The following is a 24,662-nucleotide window of genomic DNA, read 5'->3' on the forward strand; positions in this document are numbered from 1 at the left end:
CTAAGAGAAGAGTGAGGAGTAACAATAGGTCACTAATAACTAGGATCAGACCGACCTTAACCATACTTAGTAGTGTTTAAGAATTGATGACAGACAGATTAAATTTTATATCTAATAATGTAACCATTAAGAAGGGACAGACAATGAGCGATTACTTAGATTGTGTAACTGTAGAGCATAATCCTAGCTGTAAGGACATTGACCATGCCGTAATTTGGTTGCATGGCCTTGGTGCTAGTGGTCATGACTTTGAACCCGTCGTGCCGCAGCTTGGCTTAGCACAAGATTTAGCAGTGCGTTTTGTATTCCCCCATGCACCGCAGATTCCGGTGACTATTAATGGGGGGATGGTGATGCCAGCATGGTATGACATCCTTGAGATGAGCATTGACCGTAAGGTGGATATTGTGCAGATTGAGAAGTCGGCACAGAAGATTAATGATCTTATCGAGCGTGAGATTGAGCGGGGCGTACCTGCTGAGAATATTGTTATTGCAGGATTCTCTCAAGGTGGGGCAGTGGCTTACCATGTCGCACTTGGTCATCGCCAAAAGCTAGCGGGACTACTGACACTATCGACATACCTTGCCTCTAATGATCATATCGACTATAGCGAGGCGAATAAAGAGATGCCAATCATGATTAATCATGGTACGCATGATCCCGTCGTACCTGCGATACTAGGCGAAAAAGCTTATAGAGTACTGGAAGCCAAAGGCTATGAAGTCGTCTATCGTACCTATCCTATGGCACATCAAGTGTGTATGCCACAGATTCATGATATTGGTGAGTGGTTAAATGAAGTACTGGGATAGTTCTCCAGATAAGTAATAAATCTAGCTTTCTTTGTTATAAAGTTGTAAGACCAACTATATGATATGGTTGGTTTTTTTTTGTTATATTAACTACGTCATTACATCACAATAGCTATTATCAATAATTCTCTAAAATATAAATAACTATGGCGATTTATTTAGTTTTGCCATAATGTTTGTTTAATGATAATTAGTTATTATAAGAAAGGCTATGAAGAAGCTGGCATCGATAGGCTCTGTCACAACTATACTGAGCTTATCACCCTCAGCCTATTCGATAGGATGAGCTATCGGATAGGGATAGAGCCCTGAAAGAGATGAGTCTTGTGGACGAAAACATGGTTATACTGATGTATCAAAAGTCCATAAGCTATTTAACATAGCGACGCAGCAGGTAGAAAGAGATCAAGATGTGTATGGTATAGATCATGAAGATCTCACAGTGCGCAGTATAAGATTGCCGCCTTATTTAATGTCGTTTGACTTTCAATATAGTGGGGAGCTAAGTGCAAAAGAAAAGCGCAAGTTAAGGAACAGTTTCTTATCTGAAGAGGAGATTAAGGCTTCCTGTCATGAGTTTTATTTTGCAGATAAGTCTGTCCAAGCCAACGACGTTAATACGAGGTTGTCAGTTTTTGACACTGGAGGGGTAGCGGTACTTAATCTGCTATTAAATGCAGAAACTTGTGAGTAGGTGTGGAGTGGTAACACTTTTAAGTAGTAGCTCTTAATAAGCACTGGCGAGCTTGACCGATAGCCATAGGGATAATGATTCTAAAAATAAGGCTTTTTAGAAGTTTCGGACAACGGCAATTGGTTTGTAAACCCTATTGTTAGCCATTAGTAGCTAAAAGGTCTCATGATCACAATTACAGCTAGAGAGTTAAACAGGTGTATATTCTTAAGAAGATAAGATGCTATTAATTAAAAACAAAAAAAACCGACTACATAACGTAATCGGTTTTTTAATATTTGGTGGAGATGGCGGGAGTTGAACCCGCGTCCGCCAGCACTACACTCATGACTCTACATGTTTAGGGTCTGTCTTTAGTTTTAGCCCACACCGACCCGACAGTCAGGGTGGATAGGGCGAGTCTCTAAGTTTGAACCCAGACAGCTGAGACAACTGCCTGAGCGAACCTATATGCGTGCGCTTCAACTCGGCTAACCGACTATAGGTAATCAGCAGCGGAGTAAGCAGGGTTTAAGCTGCTAGAGCGTAAGTTTCGTCGTTTGCGACTATAACAATATATGTTTGATTTACGAGAGGACATATACTCTCGACATGCATCATTGAGTTTCATCACCAGCGTCGAAGCCAGAACATCCCCAATGGAACGGCATATTATATAGGCTAACTATCCGTATTGGCAAGATATTTTGGTACATAATTACACTTGGTAACAAATATCTTATCAATGACGACTTTATAGAAAAGAGAGTATAGAGAAAAAACGGGGTAGAAAAACAGCTAAAAAAAAGCTATAGAGGTAAATTACATTGCAGGTAAAAATAAAGCCAGCAATCGCCGGCTCTATTAATTATACCATGTATATCACTATCTATCAGTACTTAGGTATCTTTACTGATAAAGATAAGCTTATTCAGCGTCTTCTTCTTCAGAAGTAGCGGCTGCTTGATCGTCATGACCGTCTTCTGACAAGATAGTAACAAGGATGGTCGTAGTTACATCATGGTGCAACTGAATATCAACATTGAATTCGCCCACTTGACGGAACGCGCCTTCAGGCAATTTAACTTCAGAACGGTCTACTTCTAGACCAGACTTGGTCAAGGCTTCAGCGATATCGCGAGTACCGATAGAGCCAAATAGCTTGCCTTCGTCGCCAGACTTAGCACGCATAATGACATTAACGTCTTTAAGTGCGTCTGCGCGTTTTTGAGCAGCAGCTAGTTCTTCAGCTTCTTGCGCTTCAAGCTCAGCACGGCGAGCTTCGAATTTTTCAACGTTCGCTGCAGTAGCTGGAAGGGCTTTGCCTTGAGGGATAAGAAAGTTACGTCCGTAACCTGGCTTCACATCGACAGTCTCACCGAGCTTACCAAGGTTGACGATACGCTGTAACAAAATAACTTGCATGAGTCACTCCTAGATAATCGGGACTTACTGATGGTTGTCAGTATACGGAAGTAGCGCAAGGTAGCGAGCTTGCTTGATAGCGGTCGCTAGTTGACGCTGATATTTAGTAGAAGTACCAGTGATACGGCTAGGAACAATCTTGCCATTGTCACTGATGTACTGCTTAAGTAATTCTACATCTTTATAATCGATGTGGGTAATGCCTTCTGCGGTAAATCGGCAGAATTTGCGACGGCGATAAAAACGTGCCATGAGGTTTCTCCTTTAATTAGTCGTCACTGCTGTCGTCAGTGTCATCGTTGTCGTCATCATCGTTATCGTCAGAGCGATTGTCTGAATCAGGACGACGATTAGCTTTACGAGCGCGTTTTTCATCAGCGTTCTTAGCTAACTGAGACTCTTCAGTAATAGCCTCATCGCGGCGGATGACTAGGCTACGAATGATAGCATCATTGTAACGGAACAGCTCTTCAAGCTCAGCCAACGTCTCACCATTACACTCAATGTTAAACAGCACATAGTGAGCTTTATGGATTTTGTTGATCGGATAAGCCAATTGACGACGGCCCCAGTCTTCTAGGCGATGGATAATACCGTCACTGTCTTGAACCAATTTGATATAGCGTTCAACCATACCAACGACTTGGTCGCTTTGATCAGGGTGTACAATTAACACCACTTCATAATGTCGCATATTGGACTCCTTACGGATTAGTCAGCCATTGACCCTATGTCAATAGCAAGGAGATTTATAAAATCAAGGTCATCATCAACAAGTTGTCTAATCAACCTTAATAATAAATAGACTTAATTTTATAAAGCGGCACATTATATCAAAGAGCTGCCGATAATGCAATGATTACGCAATATAATGTGCCGGATTGAGTCAGTAGTAAAATAAGATAAGTGAATTTACTCGCCATCATCAAAGTTAAAGATGGACAACAAACCAACTATTTAGTTAGCTTAGTTTTTTTACTAGATTTTTTTAATTGATCATCTGCAGCTTTTACCACTAATGTCTTAGCAATCTTATCGTGCCAACCGATGTTCTCTGAGCTTTTGGCGACCAAAAAGTAATGCGCAGCAATGACAGCAAATCCCAAGTAGCTAGTTACAGAGAATACAAGATTGTAGATCAACAACAGCAATAGCGTTCTTAAGCCAAGCAGTCGGCCTAAAGGCGGGATTTGGTGCGTGGTATGATCGACGACGCGAATTCCCGTCATCATTTTGCCAAGCGACTGACCACGAGTGACAATTAATAATAACTGAACGGCAAAGAGTCCAAACATCATTAACTGAGAAGCCATAATAGTCGCATCAGGGATGCTCTGCATCAGGCTAACCGTATAGTCATAGGCGGCATTGAAATCATTGAAGTTCTGAAACTTCTCCATATCGATATTTAGCTTGGCTAGGGCCAAAAGTAATGGCAATACCGAAAGTAGATACAGCAAGCCATTAATCGCCAGTGCCAAGATACGCGACATAATGGGCGCTAGAACGACTGGTGGGTTGCCACCGATGGTAGTCTCTGAAGTAGATAGCGCTGATTGTGTCTTTGATTTGCTCTTACCTAGGGAGATAGGACGGCTTTTGGCATCGGACTTGGCTTCTGTCGCTGATGGGTGACTGGAATCAGACTTGCCATAGAGTTTATCAACACTCACGCGGCCCTCGGCAGAATCTACAGAGGTAGTGTGAGCAGTCGTATGAGGAGTAGCTGTAGTACTAGGTATGTATCGGGTCTGATTGCCTGTAACGTCGCCAAGGCGCTGCCAGTTTGACATGCCTTCGTGCCACATTAGGTCGTCAAGTAATACCTCTCCTGATAGGAGCATGCTATTAAGTTGGTCTAGCGTGTATGGTCCTGCCTGGACATTGTTTCGGGCAAGAAATATCTGCATAGCAAATAGTATCCTTATATTGCGGCTGATGTCAGTCTTGTCTCTAATGGTATTGAGACCAGTCATAGTGCTGTCATCAAAATAACAAAATAAACTTAGGTAAGTAAATTATTTACTGCTGGTGTGGTCGCTCACACTTAACCATAATTCGTAGTGGCATAACTTATACCAATTCTGAGCATTAAGCTAATCTTGTTAGATGAGATAGGTTAGACAAACAAAATTATTCAAGCAAGGTTATTTAAGCTGAATTAAGCATCGCTATAGTACCTACATTCTCTGCCGAAGTATCTTAAATTAGCAAAAGGTAATTGATAGTAGGCTATAAGATGAGGCAATAAATAGGGGCGGTAGTCAGCGAGTATATATTAATAAATAATCCTGCCCCAAAACGACTGATGCCAAAATTATCCGTGATATGGGGCAAAAGACTTGGTTGTCGGCTCTCGCCAGTCAGTCTTTTACCTGATCGAAGATAATTTTGGCTATCTAGAAGGAGCGCTTAGAGCGTTAAGCACCCCTTAATAATAAGCATTCCTTAGTAACAAGCATAATAGTAACAAGTAGAGTGCTGCTTTAGGAATTGACTTACTTAGCTTTTTTACTTAGCAGTCTCACCTGCTAAGAAGAACCAAGTATCTAGCACTGAGTCTGGGTTTAGCGACACAGAAGTAATACCTTGCTCCATGAGCCACATTGCAAGATCTGGATGATCAGATGGGCCCTGACCACAGATACCAATGTATTTGCCTTGCTTACGGCAAGCTGCGATAGCCATTGATAGCAGCTTTTTGACAGCAGCATCACGCTCATCAAATAGATGAGAGACAATGCCAGAGTCGCGATCTAGACCAAGCGTCAACTGAGTCAAATCGTTTGAGCCAATTGAGAAGCCATCGAAGTACTCAAGGAACTCTTCAGCCAATAGGGCGTTGGTTGGCAGCTCACACATCATCACGACTTCAAGACCATTTTCACCACGCTTCAGACCATTTTTCTCAAGTAGTTCAATGACTTTTTTGGCTTCAGCAGTAGTACGGACGAATGGAATCATAATCTTGATATTGGTTAGACCCATCTCATCACGGACGCGTTTTAGTGCTTTACACTCAAGCTCAAAGCAGTCGCGGAAGTTATCAGAGACATAACGGCTAGCACCGCGGAAACCTAGCATTGGGTTCTCTTCTGATGGCTCGTATAGCTTACCACCAATCAGGTTGGCATATTCGTTCGACTTAAAGTCAGACATACGAACGATGACCGGCTGCTCTCTAAAGGCCACAGCAAGGGTCGAGATACCTTCAACCAGTTTATCCACATAGAAGTCGACAGGCGATGCGTAGCCAGCAATGCGCTCATTGATCGCTTGGGCAACTTCGCGTGGTAGGCTATTCATGTTCAGTAGCGCTTTAGGATGCACGCCAATCATACGGTTGATGATGAACTCAAGACGAGCAAGGCCAACACCTTGGTTTGGCATTTGCGCAAATGAGAAGGCACGGTCAGGGTTACCAACGTTCATCATAATCTTAAACGCAAGGTCAGGCATAGATTCGATAGAGTTGGTCTGAACGTCGAAGTCCAGCTGGCCGTCATAGATAAAGCCAGTGTCACCTTCAGCGCAGGAGACAGTGACGTCTTGACCATCACTCAATAGCTCAGTGGCATTGCCACAGCCAACGATAGCTGGAACGCCAAGTTCACGGGCAATAATGGCCGCATGACAGGTTCTGCCGCCTCGGTTGGTGATAATAGCAGAAGCCCGCTTCATGACCGGCTCCCAATCGGGGTCTGTCATGTCAGAGACTAGGATGTCGCCATCTTCGACTTTGTCCATCTCATTAAGATTATCAACGATACGCACTTTACCAGCACCAATTCGTTGACCGATTGAGCGACCTTCGCACAACACTTTAGCATCAGCGGTATTGATGACATAACGCTCCATGATATTACTATCTTGGCGGCTCTTAACAGTTTCTGGACGCGCTTGCACGATGTAGATCTTGCCATTGTCGCCGTCTTTGGCCCACTCGATATCCATCGCTTGGCCATAATGCTTTTCGATAACTAGGGCTTGCTTAGCCAATTCAACTAGCTCATCAGAAGATAAAGAGAACTGCATACGCTCTTGTTTATCCACGTCGACAATCTTGGTCGATTTAGCAGTGCTGCCTTCGTCACCATAGACCATTTTCTTGTGTTTGCTACCGAGGTTGCGGCGAATAATAGAAGGACGGCCTGACTCTAGTAAAGGTTTAGAGAGGTAGAACTCATCAGGGTTGACAGCGCCTTGAACGACCATCTCACCAAGACCATAGCTTGAAGTAATAAAGACAACTTCATCAAAGCCACTTTCGGTATCCAAAGTAAACATGACACCAGCTGCACCAGTTTCAGAGCGAACCATGCGCTGAATACCTGCAGATAGAGCAACACCTGCGTGCTCAAAACCTTTATGAACACGGTAAGCAATAGCGCGATCGTTATATAGTGAAGCAAAGACCTCTTTAATGGCGATTAAGACATTATCAATACCACGAATGTTTAGGTAAGTCTCTTGTTGACCAGCAAATGAGGCATCAGGTAAGTCTTCAGCGGTAGCAGAAGAGCGTACCGCTACGGCAATATCTTCGCCGCCGCTCATAACATCAAAAGCTTCACGCACTTCGCGTTCAAGATCACTGGGCAACTCTTGATCGATAATCCAGCCTCGAATTTTTTCGCCCGTCGCTGTTAGCTTATTAACATCGTTGACGTCTAACTCTTTTAACTCATTATTGATCTTTTCAATAAGACCCGTTTCGGTCAAAAATCTATTAAAGGCGTCTGCCGTTGTTGCAAAACCACCAGGAACGCTCACACCAAGATCTGATAAGTGACTAATCATCTCACCCAAGGAGGCGTTTTTACCACCCACTTTTTCGATATCATTTTTTCCTAATTTATCGAGGGTAATTACTTGTGCTGTGGCTGATGTCATGATAACTCCAGAAAATAAGGTTATTTATTTACGATTATAACGCCAAATTATAACGCTAAATGATAAAAATTTCGAGAAAATAAGTGAAAACAAATTAAAAAAAAGCCAAACGGCCTTAATTATTAATCTTAATTGCACGAAGATATTAGTAATTGCTTAAAGTAGCTTGCTTTAAGCTATTAGTCGTCAAGCGATCAAGTGCTAATCAATAACCTTCTTCAGCAATCATGACTGATCAAAGAAGCCTTAGTATTAGCAGGCGTCTGACTATTTGCCTGACCATTATAATGGCTAAGTTAGCGACTGATTAAGATTAGTGTCTATCACTCGTAAGCGGTTAAATTATCTATAAAGGCTTATATACCACGCTCCAAACGCTCCATGTTTTAGTTCTAGATATATCGATACTCCTTATTCTCATAGAGAGAAGGTAAGATATGGCGCTGATCCGTCACTGGGGCTGATAAGAGTCATAGCTATAAGTAGCCTTAGTTACTAAGTGAGACACTATACTCATCTGGTAACGGTAAAATTAGAATAAAATCAGCATTCACTTAGCAATGGCTTATGCTAACATCGATTCGTATTAGAGGTCTATTGTGGTTATAATATGTCTATAGGGTCAGTCTAGGGTCTGTGTGATCCTTAAAAGATAGAATGGAGACTGACCGTAGCTATTTTTCTCAGTTATATTTTTAATGATGCCAAAAAAGTAGAATCCCTCAATCTCAATACAAACTTTGAGTGTTAAGTCAAAATTATTGCTGTAGTACAGCAATGTATGGATTGTCATTTTAATTGACTACTATATAGTAGGCATTATTTATCTTTAGGGCTATGTCATATCTAAGCGCTACAGTAGATAGACGTGGCCTATGTCTTTTATAAGCACCGCCTTAAATTATAGGCTCGGCCTTAAAACGGCTTCGCTTATTGTACTAGTGTCTCTTAGTATGTTTAATTGGTCGAGCTTTTAAAATTGCGTTTTAATATCTTATCAATTTGAGGTTATGTATGCCCCAATTTAGCAGCAGTGTTCAGCCTAAGCCCACCATTCAAAACCGTCACGCTCTTAATGTTAGTAATCCGCAAGCCCTTCGCAGCGCATTTTTTATCTCTGATGGTACGGCGATTACCGCTGAGACTTTAGGCCGGTCTATTTTAAGTCAGTTTGCCTCGGTGCCGTTTGAGACGCGAGTCTTGCCTTACGTAGACTCTATTGAGCGCGCTGAGGAAGCGGTTGAGCAGATTAATATGGCCTATCAGCAAGATGGAATGCTGCCTTTGGTCTTTGATACCATCGTAAACCCTGAGATCCGTGAGAAGATTAATTCTGCTCAGGCTTGCAACCTAGATATGTATGAAGGGCTCATCGGCCGCATCGCAGATGAGATTGGCGTTGAGCCAGATGGTCACTCGGGACATGCCCATGATCGAGTGGATTCAGAAACCTACAAATCTCGTATTGATGCAGTGCACTTTGCTCTAGATAATGATGATGGCGCTCGGACACGGCACTATGATATGGCTGACATTATTTTGATCGGCGTATCCCGATCAGGCAAAACTCCGACATCATTGTACTTGGCCATGCAATTCGGTATCCGCGCGGCTAACTACCCACTGACAGAAGATGATCTGTATGACAATCAGCTGCCCAAGTCGCTTCGTGATCATAAAGATAAATTGTTTGGACTCATGATCGATACCGATCGACTGGTTCGAATCCGTAACGAGCGACGAGCCAATAGCCGCTATTCAAGCTATCAGCAGGTACAGCAAGAGCAGCGTGCCATTCAAGGTATCTATATCACTCATGGCATTCCTAGTATTGATGTCTCTGAGATGTCCGTTGAAGAGATCGCCACACGTATCTTACAGATGACTGGGCTAAAACGTCGAATTGGTTAATCCAATAATTGGTTCAATGAGCAGCAATTATAGATTGAAATTAGCCACCATCATCTTCATTAAATACTATTACTATAAGAGGTAGGACATATTGTGAGAGTTATGCAATTAAATAAATCTATTGCTTTTGGGGGGCTGTTTATAGCGATGACCCTTATTAGTGGCTGCCAAAGCAATGTATTTAAGCGTGAACCAGTGCCAGAGCCACGCTACGTACCCACCATTATATTAGGCGAGGCGCAGACCTTGACCATCTTGCCCACGCGCGTCTCCTGTGAGTCTGCCCTACCGATGCAGTGTATGTTAGCTAAGAGCGCAGCAAGCGGCGAGATATTCCAGATTCCTTATGACTGGATTGAAGGTTTTAGTGCAGTGCCAGGAATGGAGTATCAAATTAGCGTTCGACCGCAAGTTGATGAAAATAAACAAAGCTTAACTGGGCATTGGACACTACAAAATATTATTTCTCAGCGCATGGTAGCAATGTCGTAATTCAACGACTTAGCAAATCAAGTTAGCAGACTAATTAATTTGCGAGCTAAGTTAAGTTGAATACCTTGAAGCAACCGATAAAATACCCTGAAATGAATTAAAAAGAGGAACTCATGGCAAAAAAGCGTAAAGACGACGAAACCAACGACACCGGTGAAGACACCAATACTGAAGTCTCTAACAAAGACAGCGGCAGCGCACCAGCAACGGTACCTGAAAAGACTAGACCGCAGGATCTAAAAGCTAGAATTGAGCATACGCATGAACAAGCTCATGAGGACATCATACATCATCCTAATCTTATCAGTCCTTTAGATGGGGAACGAATCGATATCAATTCTGGCTTTACTAAAGACTCGCAGCGAATCAAAAAAGACGATCATGAATTTGAGTATGATGCTGTAGTCTTAGGAGCGGGACCGGCTGGTGAAGCGGCAGCAATGAAACTGGCTAAATCTGGTAAAAAAGTCGCTATCGTTGATCCTCGAGACCAAGTCGGTGGTAACTGTACTCATGTCGGTACTATTCCGAGTAAAGCCTTACGTCAGTCGGTATTTAACCTAATTAACTTCCGCCGTGATCCAATGTTCACCCAAGCGATGGAGTATCATCAAGTACCGCTCAATAAAGTACTGACCAATGCGCGCCAAGTTATTCGCCGACAAGTCAATACTCATACTAGATTTTATGAGCGCAATCAAATTGATGTCATTCATGGCTGGGCCAGCTTTATTGATCGTCACACCTTAAGAATCGATCATGATGATAATAATGGCTATGACACCATTACCTTCAATAATGCCATCATTACCGTAGGTAGCCGACCATATCGTCCTGATATCCTCGACTTTGATCATCCACGTGTTTTTGATTCAGATAAAATCTTACAGATGGACTATGTTGTCAAAAAGATCATTATCTATGGTGCAGGCGTGATTGGCTGTGAATATGCTTCTATCTTTACCGGTTTGGGCTATAAAGTTGATCTTATTAACAATAAAGACCAGCTATTAAGTTATCTTGATGATGAGATTAGCGATGCCTTGTCACACGATTTTAGACAATTTGGCGTGTTGATTCGTAGTAATGAAGAGATTGATCATCTTGAGACGCATGATGACTGTGTGATCTTGCATTTGAAGAGTGGTAAGAAGATCAAATCTGATGCCATCATGTGGTGTAATGGCCGCTCAGGTAATACAGAAGGGCTCAACCTCGACGCAATTGGGCTTAAGGCCAATAATCGCGGTCAGTTAAAGGTAGATGATACTTATTGCACTGAAGTGGATAATATCTATGCGGCAGGGGATGTCATCGGTTGGCCATCACTGGCTTCAGCTGCTTATGATCAGGGTCGCTGTGCCGCTGCCTTTATGATTGGCGATCAAGATGCTGAGCCGGTTTCAAGTGTCCCAACGGGTATCTACACCATTCCTGAAATCTCAAGTATTGGTAAGACTGAGCAAGAGCTGACGGATGAGAAGATCCCTTATGAGGTCGGTCAAGCCTTCTTTAAGCATCTGGCTCGCGCGCAAATTATCGGTGAGCGATCTGGCGTCTTGAAGATTCTTTTTCACCGTGAGACCTTAGAGATACTAGGTATCCACTGTTATGGTAATCATGCTTCTGAAATTATTCATATCGGTCAAGCAGTGATGAAGTGTAATAATACGTTGGAGTACTTCGTTAACACCACCTTTAACTACCCAACTATGGCAGAGGCCTATCGGGTAGCGGCCTTAAATGGTCTAAACCGAGTGTTTTAATAGTCGAAGTTAAGCGTTTGTTTTAAACGTCAGTAACTGACACAACTAAAGCTGAGCATCATAATAGATGCTCAGTTTTTTTTGCTTGGCAGCGACAGTACTGAGTTGATCACTTATCACAATCATACAAGATATAGCTAATCACTCTTCTAATATATCAGTTTATAGTAGTTGGTTGACTATAAGTGCCAACATTATCACTATCTAGTGAGTGGCGTCGCGACGTCTGCGACTCGCCTCTAAGGTCAATAATGCAATGTAGTAAAGAAAGAATAGAGCGATCAGTAGACATAAGCTAGGCAATACTTGAGTCAAGCTAGCTCCCATCTGATCGAGCTGAACCGAGGTGGTAATACCAGAGCTGGTAGGGATAAACCAGCGAAGGAATTGCAGCGGTAGCGGCAATTGATCAACAGGCCAAGGATAGCCGCTGATAAAGAATAATGGTAAGGAGCTGACAATCAGTATCTGAAGTCCACGCTCGCGCTCTCGGAACCAAAGCCCCAAAAAGCAGCCAAGAGCGGAGACGGTGGGGAAGAATATGGCCAGAAATACTAGGCTACCGACTAGATTAGCGCCTCGAGTATAGTGATGCAGATTAAACACCCAACCATAATAAAAGCAGCCCATGGTGAAACTGACAAGGCTTAAAGCACCAATACGTCCAAGCCAGCCGCTAGCGCTGGTATGGTGACGTCGCTGCTCGTATAAAGTTCCGATTAACAGTGCCGTACCCATTAATAAAGTCTGCTGCAGGATAAGAATTGATACGCCAGGGACCACATAAGCACCATAGCCTTCAGACTGGTTGTAGAGCGGAATAATTTGTAGTGGAATCGCTTGTGTGTTTTGCTTAGCAGTAGGCAGATAAGCACCTTTGGCGACATTCTTTTTGACCTCTATACCTGCTGAGACCGTTCCCACAGCTTTGGAGAAGCCAAGCTGAATATTTTTGTTTAATAAAAAATAACCACCATTACCAATAACGCTGACCGACGCCCCTTTACCTGACTTAATGTCTTTCTCAAGCCCATGCGGAATAATCATGTATCCCGCGATCTCATCTCGCCATATGGCCTGCTTAGCGGCCTGTTCATTCATAAAGGGTTGGGTATCCAGTTGAGGGCTGGCGGCAGAGTAGCGGGTTATGGTCTTAGAAAGCTCACTATTGTCATAGTCGATGATGCCGACAGGTACTTGATTGACCACCTCGGTTGAATAGGGCCAAGGGTAGAAAAACCCATAGATAATAGGCCCTATAACGAGCATTAACAATACCCCCTTATCTTTAAAAATAGCGGCAAGGGTTTGTATAAAGGCAGCAATAAAAGATTGATTGCTATTAATATTGTCAATAGCAGTATCCGCAGGAATCATATCAGGCTTATAGTCAATCGACATTATCTGGCTCCCCAACGATCAGGTCTGGCTAGTGCGCGCTTGGTCAGCAGTGCAGTCAATAGCAGCATTATTACTGTAGCAACGATAAATCCATAAACAATCGGGAAAGACAGTGCTAACGGTGCTCCCATTTGTAGCTGGTCAATATGCAGCTTTAAATAATGGGTCAGGGGCAAAATATCTGTCCAATATTTGGCACTATCGTTAATGGCGATATAGGGAAAGGTCACCCCGGCAAAGGCAAAGGAAGGTGCTGAAATAAAGCCAGTAGCAGATAGACCAATGCGCAAGGAAAACGTCGCTAAAGTGATAATAGCGCCTAACCAAAAGGAGACCATCATTAATAGCAGTAAGCAGATATAGCTCAGTGCCCAGGCCGACAAGCTAACGGGGTTGATACGATAAGATAGATTAAGCGCCACGGCTGACCATAGAGTAAATGCCAGCATCGGCCAAATTAACTTGCCATTTAAGCCCGCGATTAATGTTAGTAAGCTGGTCGAAGTAATCGCTTTATCATGCACAGGAGCAGTTGGGCTATGAGCGAGATTAGGGTCAGAGGCCATACTATTGGCATCGGATAGTGCGCTCGGTGAGTTCAAGGTTAGCTCTGGCGGATTGGCTGTTATTCTATCCTCAGGCTGTACCGTCAGATAATAAGAAGGCAGCTTATCAGTATTTTGATTGATATAGCGATACCAAAGGTCAATCTTGTGATCTCGAAGCTCTCGACCGACGGTCGTTGCGCCAATAATCATAGCCAATATATGTAGTAGCGAAGGCAATATGGTAGAGGCCAAGAATAATTGGTAATCAGTCGAGGGGTTAAATAAGCTAATACGCTGAATGGTAATCGGTGAGTAGGTTGCTGCTACTTGACTGGGCGCTGTACCTTGCCTAACAAGGCGCTGCATCTCCGCGCCTGCCGAGATCGTTCCTACGACCGCCTGAACTCCTCTTTGGATAATCCCAGAGTGTGTGCCAAATTGAGCATTGACCTGTAATACCACTGGAGCAGGTTTGGCTGATAAAAGGTTTTGGTTAAAGTCTCTGGGTATGATGACGATACCGTAAACTTGACGCTCAAGGAGAGCTTTCTTGGCCTCAGCTGGCGAGTTGAATCGCGCGACTACCTCTAAGTCTGGACTGGTATCGAGATACTGTACCAAAGTACTAGCAACGTGGCCATTATCTTCGTTAATTACCCCAATAGGCAGGTCGACGATGTGCGAGCGAGAAAAGATCCACCAGACCAAACAAAGCACCAATAGCGGTATCCAAAAGACCAACGAGAAGTCCCAACGATTATGAGTCAAAATTTGTCGCTCATAATTTGCGCTGCGGAAGAAGGCTATCCAGGCGGAGTGCTGAGACAATGACTTAAGACGTGAGTTTGACCGTGACATAATAAGGCTAATCCGTCTTGCTAGTTGGCTGAGCTTCAACGAGCACACTCATCCCCGAACGGATACTTGGATCAGGCGTGGTCGGCCGTGCTTTAATTTCAAAGGTGCGGACATCAAAGCCATCACTATTATTGGTGGCGCGCCAAGTAGCAAAATCAGCCAGTGGAGAGCTGGCGTAGACTGTAAACTGCTTTTGATACGGAGTATCTGACTTTGATAATGCTGGTAGAGTCCCTACAAAGGTCGTGCCAATAGCAAACTGGCTTAGGTAGTTTTCAGTGACATTTAACACCACCCATTGTTTATTAGGATCGACCAGACTTAAGATAGGTACGCCTTGACCGATAACCTCGCCAGGATTGACGATGACATTGTCTACGATACCTGAGATAGGACTTTTCAGATTGGCTTCGTCTGCCGCAACTTGCGCCTCTTCTAGCTTAGCGTCGACCTGAGCAACTTGTGCCTCTGCGGCAGTTTTATCTTCGCTGCGAGTCCCCTCTAGCGCCATCTCATATTGCTGTTTTGCAGCTTCTGCTTTATCTTGATTGGCCACATATTGAGTATAAGCTTCATCACGCTTTTGCCGCGCCATTAGCCCTTCTTCATATAGCCTATTGACTCGCTCATAGGTACTTTCAGCCAGATCAGCTACAGCTTGATTCGCTTGCCAAGCGGCCTTCGCCTGAGCAACCTCTTGAGGCCGAGCACCGTTTTCTGCTTTGTCCAACTGGCTTTGAGCCATCTGTTGGCCAGCCTTTGCTTGATTAATCTTAGCAGTAATTTCGGGTGAATCCATCTCAATAAGGGGTTGCCCGACTGCTACTGAGTCGCCTTCCATCACCAATATATTGGCAATCCTGCCCGGGACTTTGGCAGCAATTGAGGTCTGTTGCATCTCCATCTGACCTTGTAGGGTTACGGTCTCATCTCGTGACTGCTGTTTACTACTGAACAAGCCATAGGCAACAAAGGCTATAAGCCCGATGACAATCAGAGCAATAATAATGATCTGTGGAGAGCGTTTTTGCTTCTGCAGCTGAGACGGCGGGGTAGACATGGGTGAGTGGCTCCTAATTAATAATAAAATTGGTATCGTGCTGCTCATTGACGGGCTTAAAATAGCCTAAGTAATCTAGCCAACACTCTTTTTTTACTATTAAATAATTAAATCATAAACTAACTAAAAATCGTAAAGGACTAGTGTGCAGCGCTTAAGGGGCTTGTTGACTAGGGTTATATAATGTTGGCAAGCGGATATCGGCTGCATTCATATAAGTATTAAAGGCCTTTGGCGTACCACAACTATTTAGTAGGGCAGCTAAAGCTTGGACATAGTCATTTGCCGCTTGCGCTTGCTCAGTCCGAGCCTTTAAATACTGAGTTTGAGCTTGCACAACATCGATTGCTGTATTGACCCCTTCTTGCATACCCAGCTGACGGAGTCGTAGTACCTCAGCGGCCAGATCAATATTGCTCTGTAACGATTGATAACGGGCCTGAGCATTATTAACATCATTCCAGTTTTTTTCGACCAACAGTAGCAAATTATCGCTGACATCAATCTTGCTAAGGTCGGCCTGACGGATTTTGGCTTGACTGGCGGCTAACGTTGACTCTTTATCTATGCCCCCCCAAAGCTTCCAAGTCGCAGACACGCCAGCAACCCAACTGGGCTTGTCATCAAGTTGACCATAGCCGAACATCATGACCGTCGGCTTATATCCAGTATCAGATAATGCGTGCATTTTGCTGGCTTGCTGCTGTTTAGCGGCTACTTTTTGTAGTCCTGGATGATGAGATAAGGCCAGCTGTTGAAAATAGCTAACATCAGGAAGAGGTCTACTAGAGACGAATAGAGGCGTGGTAGGGCGGACACGAGTTTCAGTGCGTAATAGGCGCTGCAAAGCTATCATCGCTAGCCGAGCTGTATTACGAGCCTTAATCGCCTCACTATTGGCATCGGCTAGAGCTGATTGGGCTTCTAATCGCTCAACATGCGAGATGAAGCCTTCCTCGAACAAGCGCTGCGCCATATGGTCAGTTTTAGCAATAGTATCTAGTGCATCATCGCGCAAGTAGGAGGCAATGATGGCCAACTGTGCTTGAAAATAGCGCTCGACCAATGTGGTATAGAGGTCATTTTGGTCGATGAGGTGGTCCGCACTGGCCTCTAAAGTTCGGGCATCTAATAGTCCAGTAAGGGCATCACTACGTCCCGCTGTATAAACTGGCCAGACCACACCAACTCCAGCACTAGTACTAGAGCCTGAATGCTTAAAGTCATAATTATCAGGCAGGCGTGTATTTAGGTCATCACTAAGATTTGGTACTGTAGGAAGAGGTGGCAGCGGCGGTACATCCGGAAGGGTATTCTCGATACTGTCCACTCGATTGACGATGTTGCTCTTAACACTACTCAAGTCGATATCACGCTCAAGGGTATAAGCATTGGCAGAAGCACGAGCAAATATAAATGGTCGATCCACACTGCTGGCTGCTTCAGACTGATATTGACTGGCAGCAATCGCCGCTTGGTCAGCAGCTAATTTAGGAGAGACTTGGATAAGCAGCGACTGCGCTTGATCTAGACTCATATAGCTGGAGACTTGAATTGGGTAGCTGTTGCTAATAGGTTCCTGAGTAGTCGGGTCTATCAGCGTCGTTAAGGGCGCAGGTGACCCTAGACCAGCACTTATAGAGTCAGTACTCATGGAAGAGGAGGGGGTGGCGCGGCCATGAGTATCGTCATACATAGTGTTACTGGCTGATGCGAGTGGCGACTGCCCAGCGACGCGATGATACCCCGCTTCTGAGTGGGTGGGCGCCTCCTCTAAGCTGGTAGCCGCATTTGGCTTAGCAGGTGTATCAGCAAAGGCCTTAATAGGGGTTATTTGAGTCTCGTCTATCCTCTCAAGGCTAGACTCAACCGAAACCACGCTGTCAATATCTTGCGCCGCTGCAGCAGAAACTGGGCAGTAGCATAAAACACTTATCATCGTCAGCATAGCAGACGAATTCACTCTGGCTACATTATAAGTGAGTAAATCGAGAGTCATGGCATTACCTAAACTAAAGAAAAAAATTCAAAAATGTATCATTAATTACAATTCAATCGAATTATCAAAAACTGGTAGTGACTGACTTAACTCAGCCATATTAACGCCAAGCTGATTAAGTTTGTATACAAGACATCTTCATGCAAAGCCGCTACCATTCATCAAGTCCCACTACCTGCAACTTGATGATAAAAATCCATAATGAGATTATTTGGCGCGGTATAGCGCTTAAAAGGACAATAGGCTCAACAAAACTATACTGCAGCGTCAATGTGCTCCAAGATTACTGGACCAAGACCTAAGACTAAAATTAGAATAATCTGTTATCAAAAAAAGGAGTGAATAAACTAGGTAAGATAGAAGGCATAGAGAGCATCTATGATAGATTGACCAGTTTAAACATCCTAGCAGCTTACGACTATAATGTCGCTGCTATCTTATGAGCAGGGGTTTACTTTAGGCGGTCAATCGTGACGGGTCAAGGCATACTATAATGGTAGGAGCTATTGAAGATGCTAGCTAACTGTGTTAGCTGGCGTAAATAGCCAGACTGGTTTATCCATATTACCTTATAAGTAGCGGTTAAATAATCACTTAGTAATTTGGAGCAGAGTGCTTAATCTATAGTCACTATAACCCTTACTCAGTCCTTTTGCTACTTTATACCGAATGACATAGCGCTCTTAAAACACTGCGCTTTATTATTTTTTATTTTATAAGTACTTATTCTCATATTGCTTAAGGGGGCTGAACTAGCGGGCTAGCATTGTTGTTTCTATTGACTGTTGCCCATAAAGATAGCGTCATCCTATTTAAAACTACTGCGTAAAACAGTCGCTAGGATAAGTTTACTGGCTAGAAGTCATGATATGGCTGAGGCAGACGTAAAACTATCCCACCGACTTTGTAGCAAATATAAAATGGATTGACTGTAATAGCGATAGTGTCGATAGCTAAGCCCCAACTTATCTCAACTGTCAACGAGTTGAATTTCATCTATAATCAGAAGCCATGGCGCGCAGATCGCGACTGCCCCTAATATAGAACTAGGGATAGAAAATAGGGATTAGTATGCAGCGCACAAATATGCAATGCCATAATCAATTAGATATTACTAAAGGACACTGCTATGTCAGGGTATGTACTCGCTTTGGATCAGGGGACGACTTCCAGTCGCGCTATAATATATGATGATCTTGCTCAGCCCCTACAAATGGCCCAAAAACCCACGACGTTACTTACGCCAAAAGCTGGGTATGTAGAGCAAGATGCGACACAGATTTGGCAAACTCAGATCAGCTGCGCTCATGATGTTATTAACCAAGCAGGACTGCTTGCGACGGATATCTCTAGCATTGCTATCACTAATCAGCGCGAGACCACGGTAGTTTGGGATAAGCGAACGGGTAAACCACTAGCTCCAGCGATAATTTGGCAAGATCGGCGGACCGCACCATGGTGTGAGGCGCTGCATAAGCAAAGCGTGACTTATGCTGGGCAGTCTGAGCAGCAGATGAATACTTATATTCAAGCAATTACTGGCCTTAGAGTAGACCCTTATTTTAGTGCAAGTAAAATTGTCTGGCTGCTCTCTGAGTACCCAAAGCTGAGAGCTATGGCGCATCAAGATCATTTGGCCTTCGGTACTGTCGATAGTTGGCTCATTTATAACTTGACTGGTGGTGAGCATGTGATTGATATCACCAATGCCTCACGGACGCTATTATTCGATATTAATACTTTAAAGTGGTCTGACACCTTATTGGCGCACTTTAACATCCCATCTAGTATTCTCCCTAAAGTGTTGGCTTCAGATGCAGAGTTTGGTAAGACTAAAAAGGGTCTGTTTGCTAAGCAAATCCCAATCCACGCGGTACTAGGAGATCAACAGGCGGCCTTATTCGGTCAGGGCTGCTTGAGTGCTGGTATGGCAAAAAATACTTATGGTACTGGCTGCTTTATGCTTATGAATATTGGTGAGGCGCCAAGACTAAGTCAGCATCAGCTATTGACGACGGTCGGCTGGCAGCGCAAAAGTCTAAGTTCAGAGCAAGAGAATATGAGCTTTAGTAAGCTAGTCAAATCCGGCAAACGTATGCTACAAGCACCCAAGCGGGAAGTCACATACGCGCTAGAGGGAAGCGTATTCATGGCTGGAGCAATCATTCAATGGCTGCGCGATAATCTAGGACTATTTGCTCACAGTCAGGACGTTGAGAAACTGGCGACTCAAGTGCCAGATAGTGCAGAAGTCACCTTAGTACCTGCCTTTACCGGACTAGGTGCCCCTTACTGGCGCTCAGATATTACAGCCAGTATTTCAGGAATGACACGCGGTACGACCAAGGCTCATATTGCTCGAGCTGCTCTAGAGGCAATCGCATATCAGAGCTACGATGTGTTGACGGCCATGCAAAAAGACAGCCCAAAACCACTGACTGAACTTCGGGTCGATGGCGGGGCTGCGAATAATAATCTACTCATGCAGTTTCAGGCTGATATTTTGGATGTTCCAGTCCTAAGACCGAAAGATACAGAGATAACAGCCAAAGGAGCGGCTTTGCTGGCAGGCATAGGAAGTGGGCTATACGACGAGACCCTTATGGAAGCTTCCTGGCAGGTTGATCGTGTATTTGAGCCGAAAATGAGTACCGAGCATCGAGAGCAGCATTTGGCTAAATGGCATCAGGCGATAAAAAAGACGTTAATGCAGACGCAATAGATTAGTATTCTTATACGACTTATCGAGTCTGAATTACGAGTCAATTTGTCTCTAATAACATACTGTTATAATAAATCTAAACTAAATTAATGTATCTGATACGACTTGTAACCTAAACTAATAACGGTAAGGACATTCATTACATAACTCAGCTACTTAACTGCTGAAGTTGTTTTATATACTTGTAGTCATGGTGGTGACTATTGATGCCTAATCAACAATATCTAATAAGTGTCTATCTAATGAGAATCATTATATGATCATATGATCGATACATTGGAGTTCTGATTAATTCAGTAGAGGTTTGATATTGGAAAGATAGAATAGATAGGTACTCACCCCATGGCTAGTACTAGTATAAGCCTTTGTGAGGTTTAATACTTAATGCTACCTTTGAAAATAAACTTAAAATTAATAGATTAAGGATAAAATTATGAGTGACCATAATGGCATCGACCGTGATGAAGTAAAACACATGTCAGATGAGGCGAAAGAAGATTTAAACGCTGACCCAATTACTGGTGAGCCAGGCTCACATCCTGTAGGAACAGGTGTTGGCGGTGTTGGTGGTGCAGCCGCTGGTGCTGCTATTGGCTCTATAGCTGGACCTCTAGGTACACTTATTGGCGGTGCGATTGGCGCTGTAGTTGGCGGTGCTGCTGGTCATGCTTCAGCTGAAGCCATTGATCCTACTCGTGAAGAAGCGTACTGGCGTGCAGAACATGCTAATGCAGACTACTACCGCGAAGGTCATGATTTTGACCGTGACTATCACCCAGCCTATGCTGTAGGTTATGCAAACCGTCATCGTTATCCTGCTGAGGCTCGATTTGAAGATCATGAAGCTGATCTAAAAAAATCTTGGGAAGAAGTGAAAGGCGAATCAAAGCTAGCGTGGGAAGATGCTAAGCATGCTTCACGTGATGCATGGAATCGTGTTAGCAAATAAATACTTTGCTCTTTTGAGCGAGTAATTATCATAGCCAGTAATTTTATTTTAGTAAAAAACCTTTAGGTATACCTAAAGGTTTTTTTGTTTTCAAGATAGAGGTACGCTGGAAACTATAAGAGCTTTTTATGGTTCAAAGTCAATAGCGATAACTAAGATTCTCTGAAACTCTGACTTATAGAATAGTCCTTTAATAAGGATAAGCTGGTAAAGTACCAGTGGCAGGGATAGTCATCCATACTCCCTCATCTAGATGATTGGCTCGATTTCTAGGTATAGCATAAAACTTAAGCGGTGCTAACGGTAGATTTAACTGAGAGATAGAGGCATGTGCTTTTTCAGAGATAGGCAAACCATACATCTCGTATACAGCTTTCATATCGTAGCCGATTATCTTTGACGTCAAAATATAATTAAGATCAATATTGCTGATATTATTATCTGTATAATTGCCCAATCCTAAGCTTGCCTTTTGCTCCGCTGTCGCATTCTTCATATCCAAGTTATTGAGTAATCGTGTACCAATATTAAGCAAGCGGAAATATTCAAATACCCCCTGCACATCTGGCTGAGCTTTTTGCTGGTTTAGCTGAGTGTATAAAAAAGACTGTTGCACTGCAAAGGCTAGCTTGCCGCTATTGTTGACATAGCCGTTGCCATCCCAAATATTCTTTTCGACAGTTGCTCTTAGCGCCTCACCTGTGCGGTTAGTTGCTCTAGCATTAGCAATCTGCTGGTAGATTGTCCAATGAGCAAAGCGTCCGCCACTATCATCTTCGCGAAATAACGCATACTTTCTGAGCATACTCAAGCCTGCTAAATGGTTATTATCACATTCAACACTACAGCCAATGGTCTCGCCTGTTTCTGAACTTGGGAAGGTTAGGTTTAGCACACGTTGAACTGTATTGTGTCCTAGCTCATGGACCCAGCCCCAGCCTGTTCCAACCCCTGTATAAGCATCTACTGGCTGGCCGGAACATAAAAATCCACATTGCGCTAGCCAGCCGACAAAATGCTGAACACTGGGAGCGCGATGTATGTCACTTTGACAGTCCCAGCCGAGCTGTTGACAACGTTGTGTTGTCTGAGGGTCTAGTGCCATGTTGTTATAACCATTAGCAATATGATTACTGTCAAACACTACTTGGCGGATACGGTCAACATAGCTACGAGCATCGCTATTGCCAATGGCTTGCAGAGCGTACGGAGTAATTTGCTGTATTTCGCCACCTGTAAACTTAAAGGTATTCCAACCAAAGTCTTGACGCTGTAGAGCAGCAATTGCTTCATTTATTTGAGTATCAGATACAGGTTGAGTAAAGTCGAGATGGGCATATTTTGCACTGCCTTTAATACGCAAAGTTACTTGGCTACCTGCAGTTGCACCACTATAGTTAAGCATCAAGGGGCCACCAAAGGGCGAGTTGAAAATCGTAGTATTGTCAACTGTTAACGGTATACTATTACTATTTGGTTGGCGTGGGCGAACATATCCTTTGTCAGAAAATGGCGATCCAACTTGACGTAAAAAACTTGTTTGAATCTTAAGTTTAGCACCTGCATCATCGACGACTTCAATTTCAACTGCATGGCTGGGAATACTAGCACGCCCAATTAAAGTCACCCCTCGTTGCTGGGGAATAGTAACAGTGATTGTCTCCCATTCACTACTTACGGGTATGTCTTTAGCCGTCGCTGGCATGTAGTCACCTGCACCCTGTGGTAAGGGGGTGATAATAGGGCGCTTAAAATCAAGCCATGAATCAGCGATATAGGTGTGTAAAAACTTTGTTAAATCACCATCTTTTTGTGTATTAGTATAAGTGGCATCGTGTCGATACATGTCCGCCAATAATACTAAATAACGCCAAAGTAGTTTATCTTCTAAAGTTTTATTAGCAAACACAGAGTTGCCAGCTTCATTAAAGGCCCGAAGCTGTTGCTGTGCGCTATTAATCGTTTTAATCCACGGATGGCTAAAACCAATATCTGTTGCTTCTAAATCTGTTGGATTTACAATTTGAGGGGCTTTTAATGCCTTTAATAGTTGCAGCAAGTCTGTATTACGATCTGCAATTTTTAAGCTTTCAGCTAAAGTTCGGTCTTTAGTAACGCGCAAAGACTCTCCACTTTCCCAGTAGTTGCCACCATAACCGCTGGCACTTAGCCCCATGCCTTGTCCCACAGCTTGCGCGCTAGAACCGCTACTCCAGCTATTTGCTAAGTACAACACGGACTTACCCTGCTTCATCATTTGACTAACTCGCTCAGTGGTAGCTTGAGTTGCTGGTGTGCCTGCGCCAAAGACAATTAAGTCAGCTTGTTGCCAACACTGGCTGTCCTCTGCTAATGGTTGACATGTCAAAACCTCGACTTGCGCATTTAAATAAAACTGTAAGTACGATTTTACAAAGTCGGCATTATAATTTTGTGTGGCAATTTTTACTTGATGAGGGCGTTGGTGCGCATTCCCTGTCAACAACCAACGTAAGGCATTATCCAAAATTGGCTGATGCTGATAAAAACCTGCTTCTCTAGTCACATGCTTGAGTATATCAACACCATAGCTTAGACCTCGTCCATTGTCTTTGATGGAGAGTGCCGCCATTGGCAAATGATTGTCAGATTCAATTAAAGGTAAGGTGTTGACAAAGTCTTGTGGGATGATACGCACGCTACTATTGGAAATAGCAAAAGTTTGATCTAAGGCTTCGCCTGCATCATTGGTCAGTATCTGATGTAATATCTTTTGTTGCTGGGTTTGCTGGGTTCGTAAATACGTTGCTGCTTGAGTCAGTAATACTGCACTATCTGCTGGCATTAAAGCACTAGCATCTCCTGTTTTAAGAGCATGAGTAATACGCTGAGTTTGCAACTGCTCAGCAGTTGGTTCTTTAACAGCCGGTTCTTTAACAGCCGGTTCTTTAACAGCCGGTTCTTTAACAGCCGGTTCTTTAACAGCCGGTTCTTTAACAGCCGGTTCTTTAGCAGTTGGTTCTTTAGCAGTTGGTTCTTTAGCAGTTGGTTCTTTAACAGTTGGTTCTTTATAAACGACGATGCAGCGGTACTGGGATGATTTTTGGCAGCCTCTATCGGCGTACCCGTAGCAAGCTAGAAGAATTTGTAGCAGCTTTGCAGCATAAGACA

At 43.6% G+C, this 24,662-nt stretch carries 17 protein-coding genes and 1 other RNA gene; 7 read left to right on the forward strand and 11 right to left on the reverse strand.

Translation table 11 applies throughout. The annotated features are described in order from the left end of the window. Window positions 1–143 precede the first annotated feature (143 nt). Together EGV92_RS10695 and EGV92_RS10700 are read left to right on the forward strand one after the other, a co-directional pair. Window positions 144–815: an alpha/beta hydrolase gene (locus tag EGV92_RS10695; RefSeq protein ID WP_131669270.1), complete on the forward strand. Its 672-nt coding sequence runs from the start codon at window positions 144–146 to the stop codon at window positions 813–815. Between the two features lie 412 nt (window positions 816–1,227). Beyond that, a complete protein-coding gene (locus tag EGV92_RS10700; protein WP_131669271.1) occupies window positions 1,228–1,509 on the forward strand; it encodes a hypothetical protein in 282 nt (93 codons plus the stop codon). Window positions 1,510–1,788: 279 nt separating this feature from the next. On the opposite strand, the gene ssrA is transcribed toward EGV92_RS10700, so the two are convergent. The 6 genes from ssrA to ppsA all read right to left on the reverse strand — a co-directional run bounded on the left by ssrA (window position 1,789) and on the right by ppsA (window position 7,806). Beyond that, window positions 1,789–2,146: a transfer-messenger RNA gene (gene ssrA / locus EGV92_RS10705) on the reverse strand. A 269-nt stretch (window positions 2,147–2,415) separates the two neighbouring features. Then, complete coding sequence (gene rplI, locus EGV92_RS10710) at window positions 2,416–2,913, reverse strand: 50S ribosomal protein L9 (RefSeq protein WP_131669272.1); 498 nt, start codon at window positions 2,911–2,913, stop codon at window positions 2,416–2,418. A 24-nt stretch (window positions 2,914–2,937) separates the two neighbouring features. Then, window positions 2,938–3,165: a 30S ribosomal protein S18 gene (gene rpsR, locus EGV92_RS10715; RefSeq protein ID WP_068404827.1), complete on the reverse strand. Its 228-nt coding sequence runs from the start codon at window positions 3,163–3,165 to the stop codon at window positions 2,938–2,940. Window positions 3,166–3,181: 16 nt separating this feature from the next. Next, complete coding sequence (rpsF, locus tag EGV92_RS10720; protein WP_131669273.1) at window positions 3,182–3,607, reverse strand: 30S ribosomal protein S6; 426 nt, start codon at window positions 3,605–3,607, stop codon at window positions 3,182–3,184. A 259-nt stretch (window positions 3,608–3,866) separates the two neighbouring features. After that, entirely contained in the window at window positions 3,867–4,889 is a 1,023-nt protein-coding gene (locus EGV92_RS10725; RefSeq protein ID WP_242678697.1) for an RDD family protein, read from the reverse strand. Window positions 4,890–5,424: 535 nt separating this feature from the next. After that, on the reverse strand, window positions 5,425–7,806 hold the full coding sequence (gene ppsA / locus EGV92_RS10730) for a phosphoenolpyruvate synthase (RefSeq protein WP_207401781.1): 2,382 nt from the start codon (window positions 7,804–7,806) through the stop codon (window positions 5,425–5,427). Window positions 7,807–8,820: 1,014 nt separating this feature from the next. Between ppsA and ppsR the strand changes: the two genes are divergently transcribed. The 3 genes from ppsR to sthA all read left to right on the forward strand — a co-directional run bounded on the left by ppsR (window position 8,821) and on the right by sthA (window position 11,975). Then, window positions 8,821–9,717, forward strand: a complete 897-nt coding sequence (gene ppsR / locus EGV92_RS10735; protein WP_131669275.1) for a posphoenolpyruvate synthetase regulatory kinase/phosphorylase PpsR — start codon at window positions 8,821–8,823, stop codon at window positions 9,715–9,717. 102 nt (window positions 9,718–9,819) lie between these two features. Then, window positions 9,820–10,209: a DUF4377 domain-containing protein gene (locus tag EGV92_RS10740; protein ID WP_131669276.1), complete on the forward strand. Its 390-nt coding sequence runs from the start codon at window positions 9,820–9,822 to the stop codon at window positions 10,207–10,209. 113 nt (window positions 10,210–10,322) lie between these two features. Continuing rightward, window positions 10,323–11,975: a Si-specific NAD(P)(+) transhydrogenase gene (sthA, locus tag EGV92_RS10745; RefSeq protein ID WP_131669277.1), complete on the forward strand. Its 1,653-nt coding sequence runs from the start codon at window positions 10,323–10,325 to the stop codon at window positions 11,973–11,975. 204 nt (window positions 11,976–12,179) lie between these two features. On the opposite strand, the gene EGV92_RS10750 is transcribed toward sthA, so the two are convergent. The 4 genes from EGV92_RS10750 to EGV92_RS10765 form a co-directional block, all read right to left on the reverse strand. Further along, complete coding sequence (locus EGV92_RS10750) at window positions 12,180–13,376, reverse strand: ABC transporter permease (RefSeq protein ID WP_131669278.1); 1,197 nt, start codon at window positions 13,374–13,376, stop codon at window positions 12,180–12,182. Beyond that, window positions 13,376–14,782, reverse strand: a complete 1,407-nt coding sequence (locus EGV92_RS10755; protein ID WP_131669279.1) for an ABC transporter permease — start codon at window positions 14,780–14,782, stop codon at window positions 13,376–13,378. The genes EGV92_RS10750 and EGV92_RS10755 overlap by 1 nt, the downstream gene beginning before the upstream one ends. 7 nt (window positions 14,783–14,789) lie before the next feature. Continuing rightward, a complete protein-coding gene (locus EGV92_RS10760; protein ID WP_242678698.1) occupies window positions 14,790–15,842 on the reverse strand; it encodes an HlyD family secretion protein in 1,053 nt (350 codons plus the stop codon). Between the two features lie 154 nt (window positions 15,843–15,996). Then, the gene (locus EGV92_RS10765) at window positions 15,997–17,841 is read right to left on the reverse strand and encodes a TolC family protein (protein WP_242678699.1); all 1,845 of its coding nucleotides are present in this window, start codon (window positions 17,839–17,841) and stop codon (window positions 15,997–15,999) included. A gap of 1,129 nt (window positions 17,842–18,970) precedes the next feature. Between EGV92_RS10765 and glpK the strand changes: the two genes are divergently transcribed. Further along, window positions 18,971–20,563, forward strand: a complete 1,593-nt coding sequence (gene glpK / locus EGV92_RS10770) for a glycerol kinase GlpK (RefSeq protein WP_131669281.1) — start codon at window positions 18,971–18,973, stop codon at window positions 20,561–20,563. Between the two features lie 433 nt (window positions 20,564–20,996). After that, window positions 20,997–21,512 carry a glycine zipper domain-containing protein gene (locus EGV92_RS10775; RefSeq protein ID WP_131669282.1) on the forward strand — a complete coding sequence of 172 codons (516 nt, stop codon included), beginning with the start codon at window positions 20,997–20,999 and terminating at the stop codon, window positions 21,510–21,512. Window positions 21,513–21,702: 190 nt separating this feature from the next. On the opposite strand, the gene EGV92_RS13950 is transcribed toward EGV92_RS10775, so the two are convergent. Beyond that, window positions 21,703–24,662, reverse strand: a 2,960-nt coding sequence (locus EGV92_RS13950; protein WP_165525608.1) for an ImpA family metalloprotease, incomplete at its 5' end; no start/stop codon positions are given.

Origin of the sequence: Psychrobacter pygoscelis (assembly GCF_004335015.1) — a bacterium.
GTDB lineage: Bacteria > Pseudomonadota > Gammaproteobacteria > Pseudomonadales > Moraxellaceae > Psychrobacter > Psychrobacter pygoscelis.